This is a genomic window from Ignatzschineria sp. PL_is040 (genome assembly GCF_055813795.1).
Window position 1 is genome coordinate 48,209 of record NZ_JBVPGU010000008.1, and the last position, 12,959, is coordinate 61,167.

Below are 12,959 nucleotides of genomic sequence, written 5' to 3' on the forward strand. Positions count from 1 at the left end.
AATACATTGCATGGTCTATTCGTTTACAGAAAAAAAACGCATCCGTAAAGACTTCGGAAAGCAGATTGAAGTTCAGGAAGTCCCTTTCCTTCTCGCGACACAAATTGACTCTTACGAGAATTTTTTGCAAGAGCATACCCCTAGACGCGAGCGTAGAGATCAAGGATTGCACGCGGCGTTTAAATCGATCTTCCCAATTGAAGCTATCAAAGCTAAAACAGCAACATCTAACGGCTTTCGCCTCTCTTTAGAGTATGTGGATTATCACATTGGCGAGCCCGAATTTGATGTTCGCGAGTGCCAGATGCGTGGAACGACCTATGCAGCGTCGTTGCGTATTGGGATGCGATTAAAAATTTCTGATTTAGAAACCGGTGAAATTAAAGAGATCCGTGAAGCGGATATCGATCAATTTGGTCGCGGTGGTGTCTATTTAGGTGAAATTCCTTTAATGACTGAAAATGGTACATTTGTGATCAATGGTACTGAGCGTGTTATCGTTTCTCAGCTCCATCGTTCACCCGGTGTCTTCTTCGATCATGATAAAGGGAAAGGACACTCGTCTGGTAAATTACTTTTCTCCGCAAGAATTATCCCTTATCGTGGTTCTTGGATGGATTTTGAGTTTGATGCAAAAGATCTCGTTTATGCTCGTATCGATCGCCGCAGAAAATTACATGCGACAATCATCTTAAAAGCTTTAGGCCTCTCTGACGCTGAGATCTTAGCTGAGTTCTTTGAAACGAATAAGTTCTTAATTAAAGGGAAGAAGCTCTTCCTTGAGCTAGTTCCTGCTCGCCTCCGTGGTGAGATGGCCGCTTTCGATATTATTCTCGATGGCGATGTATTAGTAGAGAAAGGGCGTCGTGTAACAGCTCGTCATATTAAACGTCTTGAAGATGCGGGTATTGAAGAGTTAGAGGTACCATTTGAGTATCTTGTAGGTAAAGTCTTATCGCAAGATATTATGGATGAATCTACCGGTGAGCTCTTAGCATTAGCCAATGATGTTATTACAGCTGAGACATTAGAAAAATTTGTTGCTTATGGTATCAATGAGATTCCTGTGCTCTTCACGAATGATGTCGATCGCGGTGCTTATATCTCAGATACTTTACGTGCTGATACAACGAAGAGTCAATTAGAGGCGCAGATCGAAATCTACCGAATGATGCGTCCTGGTGAGCCACCTACAAAAGAAGCTGCTGAGAATCTCTTTGCAAGCCTCTTCTTCACAAGTGATCGTTATGATCTCTCTGCGGTTGGTCGTATGAAGTTCAACCGTCGTCTCGGTCGTGATAGCGATACCGGCGAAGGCACACTCTCTAATCAAGATATTTTAGATGTCTTAAAAGAGTTGGTTGCTATTCGCAATGGACATGGACAGGTAGATGATGTTGACCATTTAGGTAACCGTCGTATTCGTTCAGTAGGTGAGATGGTTGAAAACGTCTATCGTATTGGTTTAGTCCGTATCGAAAGAGCAGTTAAAGATCGTCTTCTCTTAGCGGAAGCTGAGGGTTTAACACCACATGATCTCATCAATGCTAAACCTGTAGGTGCGGCAATCAAGGAGTTTTTCGGATCTTCGCAGTTATCTCAATTTATGGACCAAAACAATCCATTATCAGAGGTGACTCATAAGCGTCGTATCTCTGCATTAGGTCCAGGTGGTTTAACACGTGAGCGTGCAGGCTTTGAAGTCCGTGACGTTCATGTAACTCACTACGGCCGTGTTTGTCCTATCGAAACACCGGAAGGTCCTAACATCGGTCTTATCAACTCACTTGCAAGTTATGCACGTACCAATAGCTATGGTTTCTTAGAGACACCATATCGTAAAGTGGTTGATGGACGTGTGACAGATCAGGTTGATTATCTCTCAGCTTATGAAGAAGCAAATTATGGTATCGCGCAGGCGAATGCAAAATTAGATGAAAATGGTGCTTTTGTTGAAGAGTTGATCGCTGCTCGTTCAGGTGGGGAGTTTACGCTTCTTACAAAAGAGCAGATTAGCTATATCGATATCTCGCCTAAACAGATTGTTTCTGTAGCAGCAGCATTAATTCCCTTCCTTGAGCATGATGATGCGAACCGTGCTCTCATGGGATCAAACATGCAACGTCAAGCAGTTCCAACACTCAATGCTGATAAACCACTTGTGGGTACAGGTATGGAGCGTATCGTTGCGCGCGACTCAGGAGTCTGTGTTGTTGCGAAGCGTGGGGGAGTTGTTGATTATGTTGATGCAACAAGAATCATTATCCGTGTTAATGATGATGAGACAGTGGTAGGTCAATCTGGGGTTGATATCTATAATCTCACAAAATATCAGCGCTCGAATGCAAACACCTGTGTTAACCAAAAAGTATTGGTAAAAGAGGGTGATATTGTATCGCGTCAAGATATCTTAGCAGATGGACCATCTACGGACTTAGGTGAGCTTGCTCTCGGTCAAAATATGTTAGTAGCGTTCATGCCATGGAATGGTTACAACTATGAAGACTCCATCTTGATCTCAGAGCGTGTGGTTAAAGAAGAGCGCTTTACAACGATCCACATTGAAGAGTTAACCTGTGTTGCTCGTGATACAAAATTAGGGCCTGAAGAGATCACCTCCGATATTCCTAATGTTTCTGAATCAGCACTCTCTAAACTTGATGAAGCAGGTATTGCTTATATCGGCGCAGAAGTTAAATCTGGCGATATCTTAGTGGGTAAAGTATCACCGAAAGGGGAGACCACTTTAACGCCTGAAGAGAAACTGCTTCGCGCTATCTTTGGTGAGAAAGCTTCTGATGTTAAAGATAACTCGCTTCGTGTTCCTTCAGGAATGGATGGAACGGTGATCGATGTTCGTGTCTTCACCCGTGATGGCATTGAGAAAGATAGCCGTGCGAAAGAGATTGAAGATCGCGAACTCCGTGGTGTTCGTAAAGACTTAAATGACCAACTTCGTATTCTTGAAGATGACCTCTTTGAGCGTGTAAGCAAAAGCTTGATTGGTGCTGATGTTGCTGCGGGTAATAAGGGCATTAAAGCAGGTGATAAGATCACTGAAAGGTATCTTCAAGGTATAGAGCGTGAAAAATGGCTCGATCTTAAAGTGAAATCTGAAGAACTTGCTGAAGAGTTGGTGAAACTTAAAGCGCTATTAGATCAGCAGCGTAAAGAGTCGAATAAGAAGTTTGAAGAACTTCGTGCGAAATTGACCCAAGGTGATGAGTTAGCTCCTGGTGTCTTGAAGATGGTGAAGGTCTATCTCGCGGTTAAACGTCGTATTCAACCTGGAGATAAGATGGCAGGTCGTCACGGGAACAAAGGGGTTATCTCCATGATTGTTCCAGAAGAAGATATGCCTTATATGGAAGATGGGACACCTGTTGATATCTGTCTTAACCCACTTGGGGTACCTTCTCGTATGAATATCGGGCAGATCCTTGAGACCCATTTAGGTTGGGCGGCACATGGTTTAGGTTTGAAGATCGATAAGATGCTCAAATCTCATGCTGAAGTACAAAAACTTCGTAGCTTCCTAGACGAGATCTACAATAAAGATGAGAGTGCTCAACAGATTGATCTTGATAAGTTCAGCGATGATGAGATCTTAGAGCTCTGTGGAAATCTCCGTAAAGGGGTTCCGATGGCAAGCCCTGTATTTGATGGTGCTTCAGAAGAAGAGATGCGTCGTATGCTTCGTTTAGCAGATCTTCCAGAGTCTGGTCAAATTACCCTTTATGATGGTCGTACAGGGGATGCTTTTGATAGACCGGTAACTGTAGGTTTTATGTATATGCTCAAACTTAACCACTTGGTTGATGACAAGATGCATGCTCGTTCAACAGGACCATACTCACTTGTAACGCAACAGCCATTAGGTGGTAAAGCACAATTTGGTGGTCAGCGTTTCGGAGAGATGGAAGTGTGGGCACTTGAGGCTTACGGTGCTGCATATACCCTACAAGAGATGTTAACAGTAAAATCAGATGACGTTGCTGGCCGTACAGCGGTCTACAAAAATATCGTCAATGGTGAGCATAACATCGAAGTGGGAATGCCTGAGTCATTTAACGTACTGATTAAAGAGATCCGTTCTCTAGGTATCGATATTGACACAGTCAATGATGGGGATGATGAGTAATCATCATCTCTTCTCTAAGTACTGCGTCGTAGAGACATTTCTTTAAATATACATTGGAAGATAACGAATGAACTTATTAAATTTATTTAAGACGGAAGATAAAGGCGGTTTTGATGCGATCAAGATCGGTTTAGCATCGCCAGAGAAAATTCTTAGCTGGTCTTATGGTGAAGTCAAAAAGCCAGAAACGATCAATTATCGAACCTTTAAGCCAGAACGTGATGGTCTCTTTTGTGCGAAAATTTTCGGACCTGTAAAAGATTATGAGTGCTTATGTGGAAAGTATAAGCGTTTAAAACATCGCGGTGTGGTGTGTGAAAAATGTGGCGTTGAAGTCACACTTTCAAACGTTCGTCGTGAACGTATGGGGCATATTAGCCTTGCATCACCTGTGGCACATATTTGGTATTTAAAATCATTGCCAAGTCGTATCGGTCTTCTTCTTGATATGACGCTTCGTGATATTGAGAAGATCCTCTACTTTGAATCTTTTGTTGTGATTGAGCCGGGCATGACACCATTTGAGCATGGTCAGATCTTAACGGATGAAGAATTCTTAGATGCGATCGAAGAGTATGGCGATGAGTTTGATGCACGAATGGGTGCAGAGGCAATCTTAGAGCTTCTTAAAGCGCTAGATCTTGAAGAGGAAGCTTCACGTCTTCGTGAAGAGCTTCAAGAGACGCGCTCAGAGACGAAGTTCAAGCGTCTCTCAAATCGTCTAAAACTGGTTGAGTCATTTATCTCATCAGGTAACAAACCTGAGTGGATGATCTTAACAAATCTTCCGGTATTACCACCGGATCTTCGCCCACTAGTTCCACTCGATGGTGGCCGTTTTGCGACATCAGATCTTAATGATCTCTATCGTCGTGTCATTAACCGTAACAATCGTCTACAGCGTCTTCTTGAGTTAGAAGCGCCCGATATTATTGTGCGTAATGAGAAGCGTATGCTTCAAGAGTCAGTAGACTCTCTACTCGATAATGGTCGTCGTGGTCGTGCAATCTCTGGAGCGAATAAGCGCCCATTGAAATCACTTGCCGATATGATCAAAGGTAAGCAAGGTCGCTTCCGTCAAAACCTTCTTGGTAAGCGTGTTGACTATTCTGGTCGTTCTGTAATTGTTGTGGGTCCGACACTTCGACTACATCAGTGTGGATTACCAAAGCAGATGGCGCTTGAGCTCTTCAAACCATTTATCTTTTCACAATTGATCCAGCGCGGTATTGCTACAACGATTAAAGCGGCAAAGCGTATGGTTGAGCGTGAAGTACCGGAAGTTTGGGATATCTTAGAACATGTTATTACAGAGCATCCGATCCTTCTTAACCGTGCACCGACCCTTCATAGATTAGGGATTCAAGCATTTGAGCCAGTATTGATCGAAGGTAAAGCAATTCAGCTTCACCCATTAGTCTGTACTGCATTTAACGCCGACTTCGATGGTGACCAGATGGCGGTTCACGTACCTCTATCGATTGAGTCACAATTAGAAGCGCGTGCCTTGATGATGTCTTCAAACAACATCCTTTCACCGGCAAATGGTGAGCCGATCATCGTTCCTTCTCAGGACGTTGTTTTAGGTCTCTACTATATGACGCGTGAGCGAATCAATGCGAAAGGGGAAGGAAGAGTCTTCACAGATACTGCTGAAGTTCATCGTGCTTATGTCTTAAAAGAGCTTGATGTTCATGCAAAAGTTTCTGTTCGTCTTCCGATCTCAATGTTTGAGGATGCCAAAGAGGGAGAGACTTATCGCCGTGTTGAATCGACAGTAGGTCGTATTCTCTTAACGGATCTTCTTCCTGAAGGGCTTCCATTCTCTTTAATTGACAAAGTTTTAACAAAACGCGAGATCTCCAACTTAATTAACAGTTGTTATCGTCGCTTAGGTCTTAAAGATACCGTTATCTTTGCTGATAAATTGATGTATACCGGCTTCTACTATGCAATGCGTTCAGGCTCATCAATCAGCTATGAAGATATGGTGATCCCGCCACAGAAGCAAGAGATTATTGAGCGTGCTGAAGCGGAAGTTAAAGAGGTTCAGTTACAATACTCACAAGGTTTAGTGACCAATGGTGAGCGTTATAACAAAGTCATCGATATCTGGTCGCGCACCAACGAAGAGGTTGCAAAAACCATGATGAATAACCTCGGTAAAGATGAGGTTGTTGATGAGAAGACAGGCGAAAAGGTTGAGCAGACTTCATTTAACTCGATCTTTATGATGGCAGACTCTGGAGCACGTGGTAGTGCGGCACAGATTCGTCAGCTTGCAGGGATGCGTGGATTGATGGCAAAACCGGATGGTTCGATCATCGAAACACCAATTACGGCAAACTTCCGTGAAGGTCTCGACGTTCTTCAATACTTCGTCTCAACGCATGGTGCTCGTAAAGGTCTTGCTGATACGGCATTGAAGACAGCAAACTCAGGTTACTTAACACGTCGTCTTGTTGACGTTGCACAAGATCTTGTAATTGTTAATGAAGATTGTGGTACAACAGATGGTCTCTTAATGACACCGATCGTTGAAGGTGGGGATATTGTTGAACCATTACGTGATCGTGTATTAGGACTTGTTGTTGCCGAAGATGTCTATATTCCTGGAACGGATGAGGTTCTTTTCCCAGCAGGAACTCTTCTAGATGAAGCTGCTGTTGATCTTCTCGATGAGAAGGGTGTGGATGAGTTAATCGCTCGTTCACCTATTACGTGTGAAAATCGTCATGGATTGTGTGCAAAATGTTATGGTCGTGACTTAGGTCGTGGTCACCTTGTTAACCCTGGTGAAGCCGTTGGGGTTATTGCTGCTCAGTCGATCGGTGAGCCGGGAACACAGTTGACGATGCGTACGTTCCATATCGGGGGTGCGGCATCAGGTTCTGCAGCTGTTTCTAATGTTCAGGTGAAGACGAAGGGAACATTGAAGCTTGTCCGTATGAAGACGGTTCGTAATAAGGATAATAACCTTGTTTCGATCTCTCGTTCAGGTGAACTTATCATTATGGATGAGTTCGGACGTAACCGTGAACGCTATAAAGTTCCTTATGGTGCGACGATTGTTGTTGATGAAGGTGGTAGTGTTGAGATCGGTGATGTTGTTGCAACATGGGATCCACATACAATCCCCGTTATTGTTGAGGTTTCAGGTTTTGTCAAGTTTGTTGATTTTGAAGAAAATATCAACGTTCAGAAACAGACAGATGATATTACCGGACTCTCTAACTTAATTGTTCTCGATTCTAAGCAACGTAATACTGGCGGAAAACGACCATCAATCTATGTTGTTGATGAAGCAGGTAATGAGCTCAATATCCCAGGAACAGATGTAACAGCAATGTATACACTTCCTGTTGGTGCGATTCTTAACCTCAATGATGGTGATGCTGTCTCCATCGGGGATGCGTTAGCGCGTATTCCACAAGAGTCGTCAAAAACACGTGATATTACCGGGGGTCTTCCACGAGTTGCTGACCTTTTTGAAGCGCGTCGTCCGAAGGAAGCTGCGATTCTTGCTGAGACAACAGGTATTGTTAGCTTCGGTCGTGAGACAATGAGTAAACAGCGTCTTATTATCACAGACTCAGCAGGCGTAGCTCATGAAGAGTTAATTCCTAAATGGCGTCATGTTAACGTCTTCGAAGGGGAGACTGTTGAGAAGGGTGAGATCATCGTTGATGGTGAGTTAAGTGCACACGATATTCTTCGTCTCTTAGGGGTGAAAGAGCTTGCGGCATATTTAGTAAAAGAGATTCAGGATGTTTATCGTCTCCAAGGGGTTAAGATCTCTGATAAGCATATTGAAGTCATTATTCGCCAAATGCTCCGTAAAGTGGAGATTCTTGAGGCGAATGACAGCTCCTTTATTAAGGGTGAGCAGGCAGAATATGTGGCAGTTCTCGAAGAGAATGATCGCTTAGAGGCAGAAGGTAAAGTTCCAGCAACTTACCAACCTGTTCTTCTCGGTATCACAAAAGCATCGCTTGCAACAGATAGCTTTATCTCTGCAGCATCGTTCCAAGAGACAACGCGTGTCTTAACTGATGCATCGATTCGCGGCTTGAAAGATCATCTCCGTGGTCTTAAAGAGAACGTTATCGTAGGTCGATTAATTCCTGCGGGAACGGGCCTTATCTATCATCAAGAGCGTCGTAATGCAGCTAAGTAGTCACTGGTTGATTTAGACTATTGATCGAGCGCTCCTTTAGGGGAGCGCTTTCTCATTCACAATATAAGAGGAAATATCGCGTGTCTGTTTCAAAGCGTAAATTAATAGCTTCAAGAAAATCGGCAAGATTCTTTTTAATTCAAGCACTCTATGAGTGGCAAATTGCACAGAGTTCTCTCAATGAGATCAGTGCTAATTTAGCAGCCGATAATGAGAAGTTTGCTCAAGCAAATAGTGAGTACTTCCACGAGCTATTACAAAATATTGTCCAAAAGCGATCTGAGCTTGATAATACCATTGCACCATTTTTAGATCGTGATGTAACGCAGGTTGATCCGATTGAGCATGCGATCTTATGGTTAGGAACTTATGAGTTGCAATATCAACTCGATATTCCTTATAAGTCAGTGATCAATGAGGCAGTAGAACTTGCTAAGCAGTTTGGCGCTGAGGGAAGTCACCGTTATGTGAATGGTATTTTAGATAAAATCGCTAAAACTGTACCATTACGCAATGGTGAGAAATAGAAGAGTCTTTAGAAAAGAGCCCACAGTATACGGGAAAGATAATATAAGAGCTTGAGAGATATGTTCGATCTGCTTTACTTTATGCTTAAGCTTGAGTTAATAGGTGAAAAGGCATAAAATTGATCTACAGCAACTTTTTGTCAATGAGATCTTTATTGATAAGTTGATAAATAGAGGCATATCGATCAGAGCAGAGAATGGTGATTGAAGTGAAATCGCTATTGATCGATCTAATGTGGCTCAATAGATAGCACTCTAAGATTAGATTGAAGCCCAAAGGCCTATTTGCTTTTGGGCTTTTTTACAGCAACTATCGCTTAAGGTGTTTGAGATAAGCGGAAAGGCTCTAATCCTGTTATTATGTAAAGGGGTATTGAGGCTCTCTCTTAAGGGTATTAGTAGTATTAAAAGTATTAAAAGTATTAAAAGTCTTAAGAGTAAATTGAAGGAAGTTCATTTCATGGAAAGCTCGTAGATAAGCAGATAGAAACAGAGATCGCTTATCGGGAGTGATCTATGATATGGGATATGAGAGGCTCAATATCAGATCAAAATGAAAGAAAGGAGAATAAGAAATGGCATTTGAATTACCAAAATTACCTTATGCATTAGATGCGCTTGCACCACACATCTCTAAAGAGACATTAGAGTATCACTATGGTAAGCATCACCAAACTTATGTAAATACATTAAATACTTTAATTGAAGGCACTGAGTTTGAAAATGCATCTTTAGAAGAGATCATCTTAAAATCATCAGGCCCAATCTTCAATAATGCGGCACAAGTATGGAACCATACCTTCTATTGGGAATCTTTAAAACCACAAGGTGGTGGTGCGGCAACAGGTAAAATTGCTGAAGAGATCAATAAAAAATGGGGTTCTTTTGAAGAGTTCCAAAAAGCATTCGACAAGTGTGCAATTGGTACATTCGGTTCAGGTTGGGCATGGCTTGTGAAGAACAAAGATGGTTCAATCGAGCTAGTCTCTACCTCAAACGCAGCAACTCCTTTAACAGAAGATCAAACACCACTTTTAACATGTGATGTTTGGGAGCATGCATACTATATCGATTACCGTAATAGCCGTCCTAACTACCTAGAGAATTTCTGGGCATTAGTTAACTGGGATAAAGTAAACGAGCGTTTAGGTTAATTATTTAAGAATCAGTGATCTGTGGTCAATTTTCTTGATCATACCGATCATACCGATCATACCGATCTTATTGGAATCAATTATGAGAATAGACCCTCATATTCAGTTAACAGCAATAAGATTGTAGTATCGATTAAAGCGTGAATTGCTGATTTTAAAGATAGGAGATATCAATTTGATATCTCCTTTTTTATGACTTATTTTATGGCTCATTTTATGACTCGTTTTAGGACCCATTTTAGGACCCGTTTTAGGATCAAAAACGATTTTATGATCAGGGCGATATTTTGAGAATCTTCAGAGAAGTGAAGCGTTCTTAGGAGTTTGTAAAAAGCTTAGAGAGAATCAGAGAAACAGCTATCTTTTTAAAATTTATGTAAAATAGAGATCAATTTATGATTGACCATTCGCTGTAAGCGTATATTTCAAGGATTTTTATGTTTGAGCAAGATTATCAGCGCCGATTTTCAACTTTAGAGCGCCTCTATGAGAAAGAAGGTTTGAAGCGTCTTGCTGAGAGCCATGTGGTAGTTATCGGAATCGGTGGAGTGGGCTCTTGGGCTGTAGAGGCATTAGCGCGAAGTGGAGTTGGGAAGTTAACACTCATCGATCTCGATAATATTGCAGAGAGTAATATTAATCGGCAGATTCATGCATTAAGTTCAACGATTGGGGCATCGAAAGTTGAAGAGATGAAGCGCCGGATTGTTGAGATCAATAGCGCGTGTGAGGTAGAGGTGATTGAAGATTTTTTAACAGAGGATAATCTTAATCACTATTTAACGCTCGATCGCAAAAAGGCTTGGATTTTAGATGCGATTGATGAGGTGAGAGTAAAGGCGGCATTGATAGCTTATGCTAAGCGGCATCGTTATAAGATCATTTCAACGGGGGCCGCTGGGGGAAAATGTCAAGCGGATGCGCTCTTAATTGATGATCTTAATGCAACATTCCATGATCCACTCTGCGCGCGTTTAAAATCGATTTTACGAAAAGATTATCATTTCCCCGATCATACTCAGCGTGCAGGTATTCCGGTTGTTTTTAGTCGCGAGAATAGTCAAGCGAAAAAGAGTGCAAATGGCGGACTGAATTGTCAGGGGTATGGTTCTATCATGACGGTTACAGCAACGATGGGGATTATGGCTGCCGGCTATATCATCAATAAAATTACAAAGCGCATCTAGTCGTATCTAATCAATCGTATTTAACGGCTCGAATCTTATCCTCTAAAAGGGTATACAATCTATATTTGAGCGTTTATCTTTTAGGTTAGAGTTTTTATCATACTCATACTCATACTCATACTCATACTCATACTCATGTAGTGTAGTGCTGTTAGAAAGCAGCAGTTTAAGAATTATTGAAGGAATTCTCAAATGGATAGTTGGCATCCTCAATCGGCTCTCAGATCGCTTCTTATAGAGGCTGGCTTTGATCTTGAGCTCTATCTCCCTCTTTTGACGATCCAATCTTTGACACAGGGATTAGAGGGACTTAACCCGGCATTTAGTGTCGAACTTCTCTATTTAGGCTCGCTCAAAGTAGCTGATAGGGATGCTTTTAGTCGTCGAGTTAAATTAAAGTTAGAGGAAAAAGCGGTGATTGCTGCAGAGAGCCTCTGTGATCTAGATTCTCAATTTTGGCAAGCATATCTCAACTGCGGAACTCAATCATTAGGTAGACGACTCTTTAATGGAGAGAATCTCATTGAACGCACTCCTTTTGAGTATGCGCTCATTTTGGTTAAGGATTTACCCGATTTTGCACAAGAGGGATTAAAAGAGGATGAGATCATTGTAGCGCGAAGGTCTCTCTTCTATAGAGAGGCCGAAGAGCTCTCCTTGATTGAGTATTACCTTCCCTCTTTGAATCAATTTAAGAGAGGCTAATCGACTCTGATTGACTCCCATCGATCTGAACCGATCTGAATCAAGGTCAATTAAAGCAGCTGAAATAGTTGGAATAGTTGGAATAGTTGGAATAGTTGGAATAGTTGAAACTATGGGAGCTAGATAGAAAAAAGGATTCAATGATAATGAATCCTTTTGATATCGATAGATGATAGTAGATGTGTGACAAGCGATATAACGTTAGCTATATCAAACCTGCTATATAAAATCAGCGGGAGAAGATCACTTTTTCTTCCTATTGGAGTTCAAGAAGTGGTCGCTCTTCTGCACCATTTTCAATTAAGGGCTTGAGGATCTTTTCATCGAACTTTGCCGGCGTTATATATTGAACAATGGCACGATACTCCCCTTTGGCATCAAGCGAGATATCGACCCCTTTTTCTGGATAGAGATAGTGATATGGTCCATTATCCTTCTCTTGCAGTTTGATGGGATGATCGCCAAATCGCCCTAAAATAACAGTTTCATCGAGATTGACAGCCATAGGGATAAAGGCGATATTCTCAATTTTATTCTGCATGAAGCGTCCATGATACTCTTCTGGAATCTCATAGATCTGCCGTTTTGAGGTAGACATTTTACTCGCCGTTAAAAAGGGCATAAGAGAGCTGACTTCGCTTTCATCAAATTGGAGAGTAAAAGGAATTCTGGCGGTCAATCCTCCGATATGGGTCTCTCTAATATATCCCTCTAGGCTCTTCTGATCGCCCTCAACAAAGAGAGAGAGACTGAGACGGTTGCCAAGAATGTAGATAAGATCTTGTAACTCCGATTCATTGAGCGTTATCTCAAAGACTTTTAGATAATCGGGATTTTGCGGAGAGGTTTCTACAACCCAAAAGGGTTCTGTCTCAATATTTCCCTGTTTAGGGGGCTTAAAGAGGGGGGCAGCAAAGTATGCAAAAACTGCAATAAAGAGGACTGTGGCTAAAATCCAGAAGATATTTCGTTTCATATTTAACCTTAAGGGATATAAAAGGCTACGAAGCGATGCTTGTAGCCTATTACTGTTTTATGGCATTGCTCAGTGACACTGCCTATATTAGC

General features: G+C 41.9%; 7 protein-coding genes. 6 read left to right on the forward strand and 1 reads right to left on the reverse strand.

The annotated features are described in order from the left end of the window. Positions 1–10 precede the first annotated feature (10 nt). The 6 genes from rpoB (at position 11) to AC0SAP_RS08890 (ending at position 11,891) form a co-directional block, all read left to right on the forward strand. Complete coding sequence (rpoB, locus tag AC0SAP_RS08865) at positions 11–4,141, forward strand: DNA-directed RNA polymerase subunit beta (RefSeq protein WP_473383912.1); 4,131 nt, start codon at positions 11–13, stop codon at positions 4,139–4,141. A gap of 67 nt (positions 4,142–4,208) precedes the next feature. Beyond that, entirely contained in the window at positions 4,209–8,318 is a 4,110-nt protein-coding gene (gene rpoC, locus AC0SAP_RS08870) for a DNA-directed RNA polymerase subunit beta' (protein WP_473383913.1), read from the forward strand. An 80-nt stretch (positions 8,319–8,398) separates the two neighbouring features. Then, the gene (gene nusB / locus AC0SAP_RS08875; protein ID WP_094567432.1) at positions 8,399–8,845 is read left to right on the forward strand and encodes a transcription antitermination factor NusB; all 447 of its coding nucleotides are present in this window, start codon (positions 8,399–8,401) and stop codon (positions 8,843–8,845) included. A gap of 575 nt (positions 8,846–9,420) precedes the next feature. Next, positions 9,421–9,999: a superoxide dismutase gene (locus AC0SAP_RS08880; RefSeq protein ID WP_094567431.1), complete on the forward strand. Its 579-nt coding sequence runs from the start codon at positions 9,421–9,423 to the stop codon at positions 9,997–9,999. Between the two features lie 437 nt (positions 10,000–10,436). After that, positions 10,437–11,186 (forward strand): tRNA threonylcarbamoyladenosine dehydratase, encoded by a 750-nt coding sequence (locus AC0SAP_RS08885; RefSeq protein ID WP_473383914.1) that lies wholly within the window; start codon positions 10,437–10,439, stop codon positions 11,184–11,186. A gap of 192 nt (positions 11,187–11,378) precedes the next feature. Beyond that, complete coding sequence (locus AC0SAP_RS08890; protein ID WP_473383915.1) at positions 11,379–11,891, forward strand: chorismate--pyruvate lyase family protein; 513 nt, start codon at positions 11,379–11,381, stop codon at positions 11,889–11,891. Between the two features lie 256 nt (positions 11,892–12,147). On the opposite strand, the gene AC0SAP_RS08895 is transcribed toward AC0SAP_RS08890, so the two are convergent. Further along, entirely contained in the window at positions 12,148–12,867 is a 720-nt protein-coding gene (locus tag AC0SAP_RS08895) for a hypothetical protein (protein ID WP_473383916.1), read from the reverse strand. Between the last annotated feature and the right edge of the window lie 92 nt (positions 12,868–12,959).